Origin of the sequence: Microbispora rosea, from assembly GCF_900156315.1 — a bacterium.
Classification (GTDB): Bacteria; Actinomycetota; Actinomycetes; order Streptosporangiales; family Streptosporangiaceae; genus Microbispora; species Microbispora rosea.
In genome coordinates this window covers 270,933-285,832 of sequence record NZ_FTNI01000005.1, presented here as the reverse complement: position 1 = coordinate 285,832, position 14,900 = coordinate 270,933, and the positions used below count along the sequence as shown (strand labels likewise).

Below are 14,900 nucleotides of genomic sequence, written 5' to 3'. Positions count from 1 at the left end.
CGCGAGTCGACCCCGCACCCGCCGTCAGTCACACAGGACCCGGGTCAGGCGCCGGGAGGCGAACCAGACCCCCGCCCCGGCCAGCACGACCAGGTAGACCGCATGCCCCAGCAGCCCCCACCCCAGCACTCCCATGCACAGGCCCCGCACCAGCTCCACCGCGTGGTAGAGCGGCGTGAGCTGGATCAGCACCTCGACCCCGACCGGATAATCCTGCACGGGGGAGAACGTCCCGGAGAACAGGAACAACGCGAACTGCCCGGTGCCCATCAGGTCGAAGTCCTGCCAGCCGCGCATCAACGTGCTGACGGCCATCCCCAGCCCGCCGAAGGCCAGCCCCACCAGCACGGTCGCCGGAAACGCGGCCAACGCCCAGCCGGGCTCCGTCAGCCCCATCGCCACCATCACGACCAGGAAGATCACGGTGTAGAGCGAACCCCGGACGATCGCCCACACCAGCTCGCCCACCGCGACTTCGGCGGGCCGCACCGGCGTCGCCAGCACCGCCTCGAACGTCTTCATGTATTTCAGCTTGAAAAAGAAGTTGTACGTCGTCTCGGCCAGCGCCCCCGACATCGCCGACACCGCCAGCATCGCCGGCGCGACGAACGACGCGTACGACATGGTCCGCCCGTCCACCGTCAGATCACCGACCAGCGCGCCCACGCCGACACCGATCGACAGCAGGTACAGCAGCGGCTCGAAGAAGCCCGACAGCAGCACGATCCAGTACGACGGCCCGGAGCGCAGCGCCCCCACGTTGCGACCGATTACGGCGCCCACCCGGCCGGGGGAGACCCGGGACGCCACCAGCGTCGTCACCATCAGTCCTCCAGCCTCCGGCGGAACGCCCGAACCGCCAGGAAAAGACCCGCCGCCGCCCACACCAGCAGATAGGCGGCATGCGCCGGAACCGGCCAGGCCGGGGCCGCGCCGAGCGTCGCCGCCCGGCACAGCTCCACCGCATGCCACAACGGCGAGGCGTACGCCAGCGGGCGAAACACCGGCGTGAGCTGCTCGACCGGGAAGAACACCCCCGCGAACAACGTCGAAGGAAGAGCCACCAGCCGAAACACCAGGGAGAAATAACTGTCGTGGTCGATCGTGGCGGCGAACGCCGTCACCGGCGCCGCCACCGACACCGTCAGCAAGGCGCACACCAGCGGGGTGACCAGCGCCCACGGCGAGTGCAGCCCGCCGAAGAACACCACCACGACCAGGAAGGCCACGACCGCGATCGTCACCCGGAAGACCAGATAGAGCAGATGCCCCCGGACCATGTCCATCGGCCCCACCGGCGTGGCCCGCATCGCGTGATAGGCCCTGACCCACTTGAAGTCGCCCAGCACCGAAAAGGTCGACTCACCCACCGCGATCTGGAAGGCCGTCGACGCGAGCACGCCCGGCACGATCCACGACAGGTAGTCGACCCCCTGCACCCTGCCGACATAGCTCCCCACACCGATGCCGATGCTCAGCAGGAACAGCACCGGCAGCAGGAACGAGGAGAACACCGACGCCTGCCACAGCCGCCGGTAGAGGGTCAGGTGCCGCTCCAGCACCGCGATCGTCGGATGCACCCCGTGGGTCACGGCCATCTCAGTCCACCAACGTCCGGCCCGTCAGATGGAGGAACACATCCTCCAGCGTCGACCGCCGCACCAGCACGCTCGTCGGCTCCAGACCGCGCCGCTGGATCTCGGCGAGCGCGGCGTCGCCGTCGTCCACGTAGACCAGCACCCTGTCCGGCAGCGGATCGACCCGCTTGCCCACCCCCTCCAGCGCCGCCGCGTATCGCGGCCCCACCTCGGGCATGCCGGGGAACCGCAACTCGACCACCTCGGCCGTCGAGTAGGTCTCGATCAGCGACCTCGGCGACCCCTCCGCCACGATCCTGCCGCCGTCCATCACGACCAGCCGGTCGCACAGCTGCTCGGCCTCGTCCATGTAGTGCGTCGTCAGCACCAGCGTGGTGCCCCGCTGCTTGAGCCGGAACAACCGCTCCCACAACAGGTGACGGGCCTGCGGGTCCAGCCCCGTCGTCGGCTCGTCGAGCAGCACCAGATCAGGATCGTTCACCATCGCCCGCGCGATCGTCAGCCGCCGCTTCATGCCCCCCGACAGCGGCTCGACCTTCCCGCCCGCGCGGTCGCCGAGCTGCACGAACTCCAGCAACTCGTCGGCCCGCCTGCGGCTCTCCGCCCGCGACAGCCCGAAATAGCGGGCGTACGTCACCAGGTTCTCCCGCACCGTCAGGTCGGGATCAAGATTGTCCAGCTGCGGGCACACCCCCAGGCGCGCGCGGATCCTCGGCCCGTCGTGCACCGCGTCCATGCCCAGGATCCGCAGCTCCCCGGCGGTCGGCGTGGACACGCACCCGATCATCCGCATGGTCGACGACTTGCCGGCCCCGTTGGGCCCGAGGAAACCGAACGCCTCACCCGGCGCCACGTCGAGGTCGATCCCGTTGACGGCGGTGAACTCCCCGAAGCGTTTGACCAGGCCACGCGCGTAGATCAAAGGTTGATCGGCCACAATCCGAGACCCTAACCAACGGCCCCGACATTTCCACAACAGGTTATCCGTGCCCCCCGGCCGGGCCCTGCGCCGCCTCCCCGCCTCCCCGCCGCAGCCGTCGCACCGCCACCCGATCCTTCCTGGGCCGCCCCGGGCTCGGGCCCGGATGCGGCCGCCCCCGCGTGGCCGTACCCTGACTTGCGTGAACACGTTCGAGCTGGGCACCGACGGCCCGCGAGTGATCCTCGTCGGCATCGACGGCTCGGAGACCTCCCTACGTGCCGCCGCCTACGCCTGGGGCCTCGCCCGCCGCCAGGGTTCGCACGTCGTCCTCGTCTACGTCACCAACCCCGGAGCGATCAGCACGATGGTGCCGGCCGCGTCGGCATCGGTGATCGAGGCGGGGGAGGAGGTCGCCGCGGACCTGCGCGCGCAAGTGGAGCACTTCGTCCAGACCGCTCACTCCCGTGTCGACTACACCTTCCGCACCGAGCACGGCGACGCCGCCGGCGTCCTGGCCAGGATCGCCGACGAGATCAAGGCGGACGCGGTCGTGGTGGGAGCCTCCACCCAGGCCGGCCACCGCTTCATCGGCTCGGTCGCGCTCCGCCTGGTCCGCACCGGCCGCTGGCCGGTCACCGTCGTCCCCTGACCCGCCGCGCATTCCCCGCGCATTCCCCGGGCATCCGCCGGGGGATCAGCCGCGGTCGGGCCCGGACACGTCCAGGGCCCGCAGGCCCTCCAGCACCCGCAGCAGCGTCGCCTCGTCCGGACCGTCGTCCCGCGCGCCCACCGGGTGCCGCCGCACCCGCCGCGGCAGCGTCCCCGTAGCCGTCCCCGCAGACGTTCCGGCGGACGCTCCCTCAGCGGCGACCGGGACCGCCGCAGCCTGCCGATCCGTACCCTGCTGACCCGCCGCCGGAACCGCCGCCGGAACCGCCGCCGGAACCGCCGCCGGACCCGGCCTCCCGCCCGGTACGGAACCGGCGGCCGGAGCACCCGCCGCCCCCGGCGAGCGCGCCCCCTCCACCGGAGAGATGGCCAGCTCACACCACACGATCTTGCCGCGATCCGGCGCCGAGTAATGACCCCAGCGCCGGGCCAGGCTGCCGACCAGCACGAGCCCCCGGCCGCTCTCGCCCAGCTCACCCCCCAGCTCGCTCCCCGCCTCGCCGTGCGGCACCGGGTCACGGTCGCTGACGTCCCACACCTCGATGAACAGGCTGGGCCGTCCCGACGCCACCCGCACCCGCAACGCCACCGTACGCAGGGCCACCGGGAACATCGACGAGGCCATCGGCGGGCTGACCACGGCGTCCGTCGCCCGCACCGCGTTCGTCACCAGCTCGGACACGACCAGCTCCGCCGTCTCGGCCAGATCCGCGAGCTCCCACCCCCGCAACTGGCACCGCACGAACGCGCGCGCCCGGCGCGGAGCGGTCGCGGCCGACCCGAACACCTTGTACGCGGTCCTGCGGCCCTCCTGGGAAGGGAAGGGGGAGATCAGCATCGCGACGAACGGGCTTGGACGGACCGGCCCGCGAGGACCGGGACGGCCGGTCGGGGAAAACCCATGCCTCCGATCATCTGTCATGAACGGCTGCAAAGTGGCGGGCTTCACGGCATTCGCCTAACTTTCTCCTTCCGCTCACCCATCGGACATCGCCCTACCTGACAGCAGATGACAGGAACACGCGGCACCCTGGACCCATGAACGGACACGCCACCGGCACCTTCGACATCACCAACTGGACCGAACTGGCCACCGAGGACAAGGAAGGCGCCACCTTCGGCCGCAACCACATCACCAAGACCTTCCACGGCGACCTCGTCGGCACCAGCACCACCGAGATCCTCACCGTCGTCACCCCCCAAGGCCCCGCCGCCTACGTCGGCGTCGAACACTTCGACGGCACCCTCCACGGCCGCAAGGGCACCTTCACCCTCCAGCACAGCGCCGGCAGCCACAACGGCGAACAGTGGATGAAATGGCAGATCGTCCCCACCAGCGGCACCGGCGAACTGGCCGACCTCACCGGCGAAGGCGCCATCCGCGTGGACGACGGCCACCACTACCTCCTCGACTACACCCTCCCCGAGGCCTAACCGCCCCCCATCCGGGTAGCCGCCGGTCCATGGTGAAATCCGCTGACCGGCGGCCCGCGGACGATCACGCCGCCGCGCCCGCCACCCCCCGAACCCCGGCACCACCCCGCGTCGCCGTCATCGCACACCGCAAGAAGACCGTCGGCGGCGGCCTCGACGAGCTCCGCAAGCTCATCGCCGGCTACGACGTCGGCGACCTGCTCTGGTACGAGGTCCCCAAGAGCAAGAAGGCCCCCAAGAAGGTCCGCCAGGCGCTCAAGGACGGCGCCGAGCTGTTCTTCCTCTGGGGCGGCGACGGCACCGTGCAACGCTGCGTCGACGCCCTCGCCGGCAGCGACGCCGCCATCGCCATCGTCCCCGCCGGCACCGCCAACCTCCTCGCCCGCAACCTCGGCATCCCCGAAGACCTCCCCGAGGCCGTACGCATCGGCTTCGAGGGCCGCCGCGCCAGACTCGACCTCGGCAAGATCAACGGCGAGCACTTCGCCGTCATGGCAGGCGTCGGCCTCGACGCCGAGATGATCGCCGACGCCGACCGCGGCCTCAAGGACCGCCTCGGCCGCCTCGCCTACATCTGGACCGGCCTGCGCCACGTCGGCGGCACCGTGACCCCGATGAAAATCAAAATCGACGGCAACGACTGGTTCGAGGGCGACGCCAGCTGCGTCCTCGTCGGCAACGTCGGCACCGTCACCGGCGGCATCGACGTCTTCGAAGACGCCCGCTACGACGACGGCTGGCTCGAAGTCGGCGTCTCCACCGCGGAAGGCCCCATCCAGTGGGCCCGCACCATCGGCCGCATGAGCGCCGGCAACGCCGAGAAGTCCCCCTTCGTCCGCATCACCCGCGCCAGAAAGGTATCGGTCAAACTCCGCACCCCCATGGCGTACGAACTGGACGGGGGAGCCCGCGACGAGGTCAAGCGCATCACGGTCAAAGCCGTGCCCCAGGCCGTCACCGTCTGCCTGCCCGACACCCCCGCCTGACCACGCACACCCCGCGGACCACCGCTGCGCGCCCGGCTCGGGACCGACGGCCAACCGCCCGGCCCAGCCGGGCGCCTCGGACGACGCGCCCCGCCCGCGCGGCCTACCGAGGCCGCACGTTGTGATTGCGGGCGAACAGGTTGCCGGGGTCCCACTGGCGCTTGACCGCTGCCAGCCGCTCGTAGGTCCGCGGCGGATAAACCGCCGCCACATCCTCCTCACCCGCCGAAGCGAGGAAGTTCCCGTACGCGCCGCCGACGTGGGGCGCGAGCCCGGCCCAGATCGCCTCCAGAGCCGGCCGCGCGGCCTCCACGACGGGCGCCGGCCCCGCGACCATGGTCACGATCATCAATTCCGCCCGGCGATGCGCGTAGGCCGTGGCATCGCGGGGAACCCGGGCCACCGCGCCGCCGACGCTGCGCACGGACACGAACGGCGCCCCCTCCGCCGCCCCGGCCGCGGCGAGGATCGCAAGGACCTCGCGCACCGACTCCCTGTCGACGAAACCGCTCCGGGTGAACAGACGAATCCCCGGCGGCGCGACGGCGCCGTCCACGAGCGTGTCGGCGTAGGGCCTCAGCGCGACATCGTCGGCGATCACCGTGCCGAGCCGGCGGATCGGATCGATCGCCTGGGCCGCGAGCCGCGGGTCGTCGCCGTCGAAGGCGACCAGGACCTCGATCGGCGCCCGAGGGCCGCCGGCGAGAGGATTGGCGAGATTCGCGGTGGAAGTGAGCTCTTCCGGGGCGCGGCGCAGACACTCCGCCCACCCCTGGAGCACGGTGGCCGCCTCCGACGCCGGGAAGGCGATCCTGCCGAAGAAGACGTCCGTCGTCGGATGCGCGGCGAACGTGAAGGCGGTCACGACGCCGAAGTTGCCCCCACCACCGCGAATCGCCCAGAACAGCTCGGGGTTCTCCTCCGCACCGGCCCGCACCACCTGTCCGTCCGCGGTCACCACCTCGGCCGCGACCACGCTGTCCAACGCCAGACCGTGCTTCCTGACCTTCCAGCCGATGCCGCCCCCCAACGTCAGCCCGCCGACACCGACGCTCCTGGTGTCGCCCGACGAGATCGCCAGTCCGTGCGGGGCCAGGGCGGCCGCGACCTGCCCCCAGGTGGCGCCGCCGCCGATCCGTACGAGGTGACGCTCCTTGTCGACGACCTCGACCTTCGCGAGCCCGCTCAGATCGATCACCACGCCGTCGTCGTTCGTGCCGAAGCCCGCGAAGCCATGACCGCCTCCCCGCACGGACAACACAAGCCCCGCACCGGCGGCGAACCTGACCGCCGCCCGCACATCCCCGACACTCCTGGGCCGCAGGACACAGGCCGGACCACCTGAAGCCAGCACTGTCCGGCTGGCCGACGCGTACTCCGGTGCTCCCGGTTCGATGATGTCGCCGCCGAAATCGCGGCGAAGGCTTTCAACCGCCGCGTTCATGAGGTTGTTCATGACGTTCCTCTCAGCTCTCCATACGGCGAATACGCCGGGCCCCTACGATCCGGCGTCCTGACGAGCAAGAGATCCCGGCGACCCGATCCCTGTGACAGCACAGCTGTGTGACGTGCGTCACCGGCGACGGGTGTCACAAAGCGGTGAGCGGCGGGATCGTATGCAGGCAACGGTCGAGAACCAGCAGACAGGAACCGGTCAATGAGCGAGAGACCACCGGACGCGCCCGGACCCTACGCCCGCGGCGGCCGGACGCAGCCCGCCGTGGACCCGGCCACCGAGGCGTTCGTCGCCCATCGAAATCTGCTGTTCACCGTGGCCTACGAGATGCTCGGCTCTGCCGCCGACGCCGAGGACGTGCTGCAGGAGACCTGGCTGCTGTGGGCGGGCGTCGACCTCGACGCCGTACGGGACCAGCGCGCCTACCTCGTGCGCATCACCACCCGCCAGGCCCTGAAGCGACTCCGCACACTCGGCCGCCGCAGGGAGTCCTACGTCGGGCCGTGGTTGCCCGAGCCGTTGCTGACGGCGCCGGACGTGGCCGAGGACGTGGAGCTGGCCGAGAGCGTGTCCATGGCGATGTTGCTGGTGCTGGAGACGCTGTCGCCGACCGAGCGGGCGGTGTTCGTGCTGCGCGAGGTGTTCGACCTGGACTACGACGAGATCGCCGAAGGCGTCGGCAAGAACCAGGCAGCCGTCCGCCAGATCGCCCACCGCGCACGCTCACACGTCGCCGCCCGCCGCCCACGCGACGCCGTCTCCCCGGACCAGACCCGCGACGCCCTCCACGCATTCCGGCAGGCGGTCGAAACCGGCGACCTCCAACACCTGCTCGACGTCCTCGCCCCCGACATCGTCTTCCTGGCAGACGGCGGCGGACTCAAGCAGGCCGCCCTGACCCCCATCGTGGGAGCCGACCACGTGGCCCACGTGCTGAGCAGGATCACCCCCACGGTTTCGCTGGAGCCCGCACACGTCAACGGCCACCCCGCACTGATCGCCCGGGTCGACGGCCACGTCGACACCGTCATCACCGTACGCATCGACGACGGCCTCGTCACCGGCCTCTATGCCGTACGCAACCCCGAGAAACTGTCACGCATGGAGCGGGAGACCACGGTGACCCGCTGAACCCGGCGCTCCGCCCACCCTCGGCGGCCGTTTCCCGCAATTTCGCCACTGGACAAATCCCGCTCGATATGGCCACGCACCGGCGAGCACGGAGACATTCATCTCATTGCACGGAGCGCCATTTCATGGCCTCCCCATCGCCACCCGATCTGACCTGCGACGAGACACATCGGAAGCAATTTTCCCGGCTTTTCTAGCACCCACGGCAGGCCATTAGGGTGCACAGTCATGGAATCGACCGAACAACCGCACCGAGAAGGTATCCGCGTAAAAGCGTTGCTCACCCTGACCTGCACAGGCCAGTTCATGGTGCTGCTCGACAACACGATCGTCGGCGCCGCCCTGCCCGACATGCAGCAGCGGCTCCACACCGGACTGACCGGCCTGCAGTGGATCGTCGACGCCTACGTGCTGCTGGTCGCCATGCTGCTGCTGTCGGGCGGCGTCTTCGCCGACCGGTTCGGCCGCAGGCGGGTGTTCCTGGCCGGGGTGGCGGTGTTCACAGCCGCCTCCGTGGTGTGTTCGCTCGCACCCTCGATCGGCTGGCTGATCACCGGGCGGGTGCTGCAAGGCGCCGGGGCCGCGGCGCTGAGCCCCGCCTCGCTGGCGCTGCTCGCCGCCGCGTATCCCGCCCCGAGGGAGCGCGTCAGAGCGATCGGGTTGTGGGCCGGGCTCAGCGGCATCGGCCTGGCCGCCGGACCACTGGCGGGCGGAATCCTGGTGGAGGCCTTCGGCTGGCCCGCCATCTTCCTGGTCAACGTGCCCATCGGGGCCGTCCTGCTGCTGGCCGGACTGCGCGTGCTGGGGGAGTCCCGCAACCCGAGCGCGCCGCCGATCGACGTCCCCGGCACGGTCCTGTCCGTCGCCGCCGTGGGCGCCGTGACCTACGGCCTGATCGAGGGCGGTTCCCGAGGCTGGACCTCCCCGGTGATCCTGGGCGGCTTCGCCGCCGGACTGGTGCTCCTCGCCGCGTTCGTCGTCGTCGAGAGTCATGTGCCGACGCCCATGCTGCCGCTGCGGCTGTTCCGCCGGCGACTGTTCACGGCGTCCAACACCGCGATGGTCGTGGTCGGGTTCGCACTCATGGGGTCGTCGTTCTTCTTCTCCCAGTTCTTCGTCTACGTCCAGGGCACCTCGATCCTGGTCGCCGGGCTGCGGACCCTGCCCACCTCGCTGGCCATGGTGATCGTCAGCCCGTACGCGGGCCGCCTCGCGGCCAGGTACGGCTTCCGGGCCGTCGCCGCCATCGGCCTGGCGCTGGCCGGGCTGGGACTGCTCGCGCTGGGCTTCGTCCACGCCGACACCGGCTACGGGAACGTGTGGTGGCGGCTGGCCGTCGTCGGCACCGGATTCGCACTCACCATGTCACCGCTGACCGGGGCCGCCATCCAGGCGGTCAGCCCACAGGAGGGCGGCCTCGCCTCGGGCGTCAGCAGCACCACCCGCCAGATCGGCGCGGTGCTCGGCGTGGCCGTGCTCGGGGCGATCGTCCACACCCGGGAGTCCGGCGGCGCCTCCTTCGAATCCGGCCTCAACAGCGCCTTCCTCGCGGCCGGTGCCGTGACGCTGGCCTGCGCCGTGTTCACCGGCCTGTGGCTGACCGCCTCCGTCCGGTCCGAACAACCAGCAGACCAGGTAGTCAGTGAGCCGCCGCTCACAGCTCCTCCCAGCCGGCTCACGTCATGAGCCGCCCCACGTAGGCACCCGCACCCGAAGCAACCGGACATTGTGAGGGGTATCACACCGGATAGCGCCGAACCCCGCGGCCCGGCACAGTACCCACACACGATGGACGACACGGACCTCCCGCTGCTGCGCCTGGTCGCCGCAGGAGACGAGCACGCCTTCGAACTGCTCTACACCCGGCACGCCCACGCCCTGCTCGCCTACGCCGAAGGACTGCTACGCGACCGCGGCGCCGCAGAGGAGGCCCTCCAGGAAACCTTCATCGCCCTCTGGCGCTCGGCCCGAACCTACGAAGGCCGCTCCACCGTCCGCACCTGGCTGTACGGCATCTGCCGCCGCCAAGCGCTCAAACGCATGAACGGCGGCCGCCCCGCCCCCCGCCCCCTGGACGAGGCCGCCCTCCTCCCATCCACAGAACCCGACCCCGAAGTCGTGACCCTCGCCCGCGCCGACACCGCCGCCGTCGCCGCCGCGCTCACCGCACTGCCCGCCGCCCACCGCGAAGTCCTCACCCTCGCCCTGTCCGCCGGACTGTCCCACGCCGAGATCTCCCAAATCCTGGACATCCCCGTCGGCACGGTCAAAAGCCGGCTGTTCGCCGCACGCGCCGCCCTGGCCAGAGCCTTGCCCGTCGAGGTCGAGGGGAGACCACGATGACCCACCCCACCCACCAACTGCCCGCCTACGCCGCAGGCCACCTCACCGGCGCCGCCGCCGCCGCCGTCACCGCCCACCTGGCCGGCTGCCCCGCCTGCGCCACCCAGGCCCGCGCATGGCACGCCACCGCCACCGCCGTACACGACACCACCGCACGCGTCGCCCCACCATCCCCGGGCATCCTCACCGCCATCCGCCGCCGCCTCGCAACCACCCCCGGCACCACCCCAGGCCTGGCCACCACGCGGCCCGTCCCCACCTACCGGCGCGACATCGGCACCCGGCCCCTCCACCGCGCACTCGGCATCCTCACCCGCCAGCGAACCCTCATCCGATGGCCCGTCTGGACACTCGCCGCCGCACTCATCGCCGGCGGCGCCATCCTGGCCGCGCTCGCCCCCACCAGGCACGCCGCACAGATCCTCGCCATGACCGTGCCACTCGCAGCCGCGCTCGCCGTCGCCGGAGCCTGCGGAACCGACAACGACCCGCCCGCAGAACTCGCCGCCGCCCTGCCCACCCCACCCCGCGTGGTCCTGCTCGCCCGGCTCACCCTCGTGCTCACCGCCACCGTCACCGCCGGCCTGCTCGCCACCCTCGCACTGACCGCACTCACCCCCGGCGGGGGAGCGGCCGGACTGGTCACCGCCTGGTTCGGCCCCCTCGTCCCCCTGTCGGCAACCAGCTTCGCCCTCTCCGTCCTCTACCGGCCCTCCGCCGGCGTCACCACCGCCCTCGCACTCTGGCTGGCCCGCGCCCTGTCGACCGGCCAGACCGCCCCGACCGGCCTCAGCCCGGCCGTACTCCGCCTCGTCGACCCCCTATGGACACCCGGCCCCGCCGTACTGACCGCGGCCGCCGCCGTCGTGGCCACCACATTCCTGCTCAGCCCGCGCCTGCCCCGATCCCGGCACGCCCGACACATCTGGCGATGAACCTTCACACCCCCGCCGGTACCAACCCCCCGTGAAGCACCTACCCCTGTGGCGGCACGAACTGCGCCGCGCGGGCTGGACCGCGTGCGCGGCCCCCGCCGCCGCACTCGCCGCCACCCTCGCCCTCACCGCGACGGCCGCGGCCTTCGGCACCCCACGTCCCCAACTCGAACGCATCCTGCTCACCGGACTCGAAGCACTCATCCCGCTGTCCGCCGGCATGGCCGCCGTCGCCGTCGTCTCCCACGACCCCAGCCGCGAACTCCAGCTCACCCTGCCCACCCCGTACACCACGACCCTCGGCCGCCGCCTGGCCGTCCTCGGCATCCTCAGCGCCGCCCTGTCCATCGCCCTCTCCGCCGCACTCGCCGTCGGCGGCTGGTGGAACGGGCCCGGCCTGCCGTACGCGCCCCTCGTCTGGGCCGCCCCACTCCTGTGGCTCACCGGGCTCGCCCTCCTGGTCGCCGCACTCGGACGCAGCGTCGTGCTCGCCACCACGACCGTCGCCGCCGTATGGCTCGGCGAACAACTGTTCGCCGCGTCCTTCGCCACCACCCCCGGGCTCCGCCCGTTCTTTCTGTTCATGACCACCCGCATCGGCGTCCCCACCGACTGGAACGCCAACCGCGCGGCGCTGGCCACCTCCGGGGCACTGCTCGCGGCCCTCGCCCTGATCCTGCTGCGCCGCCCCGAACGCCTGCTCACCGAGGAGGAGACATGACCACCGTGCGACAGACGTGGGCGGTGACCCGCTACGAGTTCCGCATGCAGGTCCGCAAACGATCCCTGTGGATCACCACCGCCACCCTCGCCGTCGTCCTCACCCTCACCCAGGGCGACCGCGGACCACGCCACCTGCCCCTCGGCACCCCACCCCGCGAGGTGATGGCGGGCTGGGCCCTGCTGATGTCCATCCTCCTGCCGATCGGCTTCGGAATGGTGCTCGCCGACCGCCTCACCCGCGACCGCCGCCTCGGCCTGGCGTCCCTGCTCGAAAGCCTCCCGACCGGCCGGGGCGCGCTCGCCGCCGGCAAGTACCTCGGCGGCCTGACCTCCACCGCGGTCCCCGCCGCGCTGGTCCTCCTCACCGCCGCCGCAGGCGAGACCGCCCACCGGCACGACCCCGCCCTGTTCGCCTGGGCAGCCGTCGCCTTCGCCGTGATCACCCTCCCCGGGCTGGCCTTCGTGGCCGCCTTCGCCCTCGTCTGCCCGCTGCTGACGACCGCCCCGCTGTTCCGGGTGCTGTTCGTCGGCTACTGGTTCTGGGGCAACATGCTCAACCCCGACCTGTTCCCCTCACTGACCGGGACCCTGCTGACCCCCCTCGGCGACTACCCGGCGAGCTGGCTGATGGGGGAGCGGGCCCTGTACGCGGGCACCGACGGCTGGCTGGAGTTCCTGCGACCCGAGCCCGGCGGCGCGACGGCCGTCGTCGCCATCGCCCTGCTCCTCGTGCTCAGCCTCCCACCCCTCGCCCTGGCCCCACCGCTGCTGCGCCGCAGAAACCTGTCCGCCTGACCTCCAGAAAGACACCTCGCATGGACATCCAGATCTCCGGGCTGCGCCGCACCTTCGGCAAGGTCACCGCCCTCGACGGACTCGACCTCACCGTCCCCGGCGGCATGTACGGCCTGCTCGGCACCAACGGCGCGGGCAAGACCACGCTCATGCGCGTGCTCGCCGGAGTCCTGCCGCCCACCGCCGGCACCGTACGCGTCGGCGGCCACGACCTCGCCACCAGGACCGGCCGCCTGGCCGTACAACGCCGGCTCGGCTACCTGCCCCAGGACCTCGGTCTCTACCCCGATCTGTCGGCCCAGGAGTTCCTCGACTACGTCGGCCTGCTCAAGGGGCTCGACGACACCGCCGCCCGCCGCCGCCAGATCGGGGAACTGCTCGACATGGTCGGCCTGGCCGACGCCGCCACCCGCAAGCTGCGCGGCTTCTCCGGCGGCATGCGCCGCCGCGTCGGCATCGCGCAGGCCCTGCTCGGTGACCCCGCGCTCGTCGTGGTCGACGAACCCACCGCCGGACTCGACCCCGAGGAACGCATCCGCTTCCGCACGCTCCTGGCATCCATCGCCGCCGGCCGCACCGTGCTGCTCAGCACCCACATCGTCGAGGACGTCGCCCAGACCTGCCGCGACACGGCCGTGATGGCCCGCGGCAGGGTCGTCTTCAACGGCCCGGTCGCCGACATCGTCCAGCGGGCCGAAGGCGTGACCTGGGAACTGGTCGGCCAGGGACCGCCCGCCACCGGCGTCGTCGTCTCCGCCGTGAGCCGCTCTGACGGCACCCACTACCGTCTCGTCAGCTCCTCCCGGCCCGACCCCCGCGCCGTACCGGTCCAGCCCTCGCTGGAGGAGGGGTACGTCGCGCTCATGCACGCGGGCACGAACGGCTGAACAGCGGGGGAGAGGCGGCCGATCACCGTCGGTGATCGGCCGATCGGCCACACCCGCGGGCGGGGGACCCGCCGATCAGCCGCCGAGCGCGCCGTACGGACCCGATGCCTTCACGCGCCACACCCGCCGGTCCGTTGCCCGCGTACGACCGGTCCGGTCCCGAGTCGCTCAATGTCGAGTGCGCGAGCGCCGTGGCAGGGTCGCACTCGGAGGGAGCCGTCCGGTCGTACACGGGCAGCGGACCGGCGGGAGGAGTGGCCGGGACAGCTAACTTGACATAATGTTCATTATCGAGCAATGGCGGAAGGTGTGGAGAGGGGGCGGTCGGCAGGTTTTCGGAACGCCCTTCGATGTGCGCATACGCCGTCTCCACGACGAGACCGTCAGCCGACCTCCTCGGCCAGCGCGACGACGATTCCCTCGGGCCCGCGGATGTAGCAGAGCCGGTACGCGTCCTCGTACTGCACCACCTTGCCGACGAGTTCGGCGCCGTGGGTGCGCAGGCGCGCGATGACCTCGTCCATGTCGTCGACGGCGAACATGATGCGGCGAATGCCCAGCGTGTTCGCCGGGGCGTCCTCCGGCACGCCGCCGATCGCCGCCGGCGTGTGGTACTTCGCCAACTCGATCCGCCCGTGGCCGTCCGGGGTCCGCATCATCGCGATGTCGACTCGCTGGTCGTCGAGCCCGACGAGACGTGCCGCCCAAGGGCCCTCGATCAGCGCCTTTCCCTCCAGCTCCATGCCGAGTTCCACGAAGAACGCAATGGCGGCCTCCAGGTCGTCGACCACGATGCCGACGTTGTCCATCCGCTGAATCGTCATGGTGATCCTCCTTTGTCGCGGCCCGTCATGGCCGCCCGCAGACCTGGGACGGAGCCGGTGCCGCATTCTCGACACCCGGGTCCCAGGATCTCGCATGTGGCCGTCACCGCCGGGCGTCCACCCTTCCCTAGGTACGACAAAAGCCCCTATTAAGTCCCATACCGGACAGAAGGTGAATTCTGTCTTGTATAGGACGC

At 71.3% G+C, this 14,900-nt stretch carries 16 protein-coding genes; 10 read left to right on the top strand and 6 right to left on the bottom strand.

All coding sequences use genetic code 11. The annotated features are described in order from the left end of the window. Window positions 1-24: 24 nt before the first annotated feature. From BXA11_RS10105 to BXA11_RS10095, 3 genes are read right to left on the bottom strand one after another with little or no spacing between them, the layout of a single operon-like run. A complete protein-coding gene (locus BXA11_RS10105; protein ID WP_076434258.1) occupies window positions 25-825 on the bottom strand; it encodes an ABC transporter permease in 801 nt (266 codons plus the stop codon). After that, on the bottom strand, window positions 825-1,598 hold the full coding sequence (locus BXA11_RS10100) for an ABC transporter permease (RefSeq protein WP_076434257.1): 774 nt from the start codon (window positions 1,596-1,598) through the stop codon (window positions 825-827). The genes BXA11_RS10105 and BXA11_RS10100 overlap by 1 nt, the downstream gene beginning before the upstream one ends. Window position 1,599: 1 nt before the next feature. Next, window positions 1,600-2,535 carry an ABC transporter ATP-binding protein gene (locus BXA11_RS10095; protein WP_081903551.1) on the bottom strand — a complete coding sequence of 312 codons (936 nt, stop codon included), beginning with the start codon at window positions 2,533-2,535 and terminating at the stop codon, window positions 1,600-1,602. A 184-nt stretch (window positions 2,536-2,719) separates the two neighbouring features. Here BXA11_RS10095 and BXA11_RS10090 point away from each other — a divergent pair, with 184 nt between their 5' ends. Then, complete coding sequence (locus BXA11_RS10090; RefSeq protein ID WP_208865558.1) at window positions 2,720-3,169, top strand: universal stress protein; 450 nt, start codon at window positions 2,720-2,722, stop codon at window positions 3,167-3,169. 45 nt (window positions 3,170-3,214) lie between these two features. Here the strand turns inward: BXA11_RS10090 and BXA11_RS10085 are convergent, their stop codons facing one another. Next, window positions 3,215-4,027 (bottom strand): ATP-binding protein, encoded by an 813-nt coding sequence (locus BXA11_RS10085; RefSeq protein WP_076434255.1) that lies wholly within the window; start codon window positions 4,025-4,027, stop codon window positions 3,215-3,217. Window positions 4,028-4,227: 200 nt separating this feature from the next. Between BXA11_RS10085 and BXA11_RS10080 the strand changes: the two genes are divergently transcribed. Together BXA11_RS10080 and BXA11_RS10075 are read left to right on the top strand one after the other, a co-directional pair. Beyond that, window positions 4,228-4,623, top strand: coding sequence for a DUF3224 domain-containing protein (locus tag BXA11_RS10080; RefSeq protein ID WP_076434254.1), 396 nt, complete (start codon window positions 4,228-4,230; stop codon window positions 4,621-4,623). A 29-nt stretch (window positions 4,624-4,652) separates the two neighbouring features. After that, window positions 4,653-5,609, top strand: a complete 957-nt coding sequence (locus BXA11_RS10075) for a diacylglycerol/lipid kinase family protein (RefSeq protein ID WP_083744109.1) — start codon at window positions 4,653-4,655, stop codon at window positions 5,607-5,609. 103 nt (window positions 5,610-5,712) lie between these two features. On the opposite strand, the gene BXA11_RS10070 is transcribed toward BXA11_RS10075, so the two are convergent. Further along, window positions 5,713-7,065: an FAD-binding oxidoreductase gene (locus BXA11_RS10070; protein WP_239105205.1), complete on the bottom strand. Its 1,353-nt coding sequence runs from the start codon at window positions 7,063-7,065 to the stop codon at window positions 5,713-5,715. 201 nt (window positions 7,066-7,266) lie between these two features. Between BXA11_RS10070 and BXA11_RS10065 the strand changes: the two genes are divergently transcribed. The 7 genes from BXA11_RS10065 to BXA11_RS10035 all read left to right on the top strand — a co-directional run bounded on the left by BXA11_RS10065 (window position 7,267) and on the right by BXA11_RS10035 (window position 13,879). Further along, window positions 7,267-8,196 (top strand): RNA polymerase sigma-70 factor, encoded by a 930-nt coding sequence (locus tag BXA11_RS10065; protein WP_076434253.1) that lies wholly within the window; start codon window positions 7,267-7,269, stop codon window positions 8,194-8,196. Between the two features lie 276 nt (window positions 8,197-8,472). After that, window positions 8,473-9,882, top strand: a complete 1,410-nt coding sequence (locus BXA11_RS10060; protein ID WP_204053928.1) for an MFS transporter — start codon at window positions 8,473-8,475, stop codon at window positions 9,880-9,882. A 102-nt stretch (window positions 9,883-9,984) separates the two neighbouring features. After that, window positions 9,985-10,539, top strand: coding sequence for an RNA polymerase sigma factor (locus BXA11_RS10055; protein WP_076434251.1), 555 nt, complete (start codon window positions 9,985-9,987; stop codon window positions 10,537-10,539). Further along, window positions 10,536-11,474: a zf-HC2 domain-containing protein gene (locus BXA11_RS10050; RefSeq protein ID WP_076434250.1), complete on the top strand. Its 939-nt coding sequence runs from the start codon at window positions 10,536-10,538 to the stop codon at window positions 11,472-11,474. Before BXA11_RS10055 ends, BXA11_RS10050 begins: the two co-directional genes overlap by 4 nt. Window positions 11,475-11,505: 31 nt before the next feature. After that, window positions 11,506-12,195, top strand: a complete 690-nt coding sequence (locus BXA11_RS10045) for a hypothetical protein (RefSeq protein ID WP_076434249.1) — start codon at window positions 11,506-11,508, stop codon at window positions 12,193-12,195. Beyond that, window positions 12,192-12,992: an ABC-2 transporter permease gene (locus BXA11_RS10040; RefSeq protein WP_076434248.1), complete on the top strand. Its 801-nt coding sequence runs from the start codon at window positions 12,192-12,194 to the stop codon at window positions 12,990-12,992. The genes BXA11_RS10045 and BXA11_RS10040 overlap by 4 nt, the downstream gene beginning before the upstream one ends. Window positions 12,993-13,012: 20 nt before the next feature. Then, a complete protein-coding gene (locus tag BXA11_RS10035) occupies window positions 13,013-13,879 on the top strand; it encodes an ABC transporter ATP-binding protein (protein ID WP_076434247.1) in 867 nt (288 codons plus the stop codon). 383 nt (window positions 13,880-14,262) lie between these two features. Here BXA11_RS10035 and BXA11_RS10030 read toward each other — a convergent pair whose 3' ends face one another. Next, entirely contained in the window at window positions 14,263-14,688 is a 426-nt protein-coding gene (locus BXA11_RS10030) for a VOC family protein (RefSeq protein WP_204053934.1), read from the bottom strand. Window positions 14,689-14,900 lie beyond the last annotated feature (212 nt).

What these genes read in the sequence shown, in the direction of transcription:
- BXA11_RS10105 (WP_076434258.1), bottom strand. Translation starts at nt 825, where the DNA reads ATGGTGACGACGCTGGTGGCGTCCCGGGTCTCCCCCGGCCGGGTGGGC.
- BXA11_RS10100 (WP_076434257.1), bottom strand. Translation starts at nt 1,598, where the DNA reads ATGGCCGTGACCCACGGGGTGCATCCGACGATCGCGGTGCTGGAGCGG.
- BXA11_RS10085 (WP_076434255.1), bottom strand. Translation starts at nt 4,027, where the DNA reads ATGCTGATCTCCCCCTTCCCTTCCCAGGAGGGCCGCAGGACCGCGTAC.
- BXA11_RS10080 (WP_076434254.1), top strand. Translation starts at nt 4,228, where the DNA reads ATGAACGGACACGCCACCGGCACCTTCGACATCACCAACTGGACCGAA.
- BXA11_RS10075 (WP_083744109.1), top strand. Translation starts at nt 4,653, where the DNA reads ATGGTGAAATCCGCTGACCGGCGGCCCGCGGACGATCACGCCGCCGCG.
- BXA11_RS10070 (WP_239105205.1), bottom strand. Translation starts at nt 7,065, where the DNA reads ATGAACAACCTCATGAACGCGGCGGTTGAAAGCCTTCGCCGCGATTTC.
- BXA11_RS10065 (WP_076434253.1), top strand. Translation starts at nt 7,267, where the DNA reads ATGAGCGAGAGACCACCGGACGCGCCCGGACCCTACGCCCGCGGCGGC.
- BXA11_RS10055 (WP_076434251.1), top strand. Translation starts at nt 9,985, where the DNA reads ATGGACGACACGGACCTCCCGCTGCTGCGCCTGGTCGCCGCAGGAGAC.
- BXA11_RS10050 (WP_076434250.1), top strand. Translation starts at nt 10,536, where the DNA reads ATGACCCACCCCACCCACCAACTGCCCGCCTACGCCGCAGGCCACCTC.
- BXA11_RS10040 (WP_076434248.1), top strand. Translation starts at nt 12,192, where the DNA reads ATGACCACCGTGCGACAGACGTGGGCGGTGACCCGCTACGAGTTCCGC.
- BXA11_RS10035 (WP_076434247.1), top strand. Translation starts at nt 13,013, where the DNA reads ATGGACATCCAGATCTCCGGGCTGCGCCGCACCTTCGGCAAGGTCACC.
- BXA11_RS10030 (WP_204053934.1), bottom strand. Translation starts at nt 14,688, where the DNA reads ATGGACAACGTCGGCATCGTGGTCGACGACCTGGAGGCCGCCATTGCG.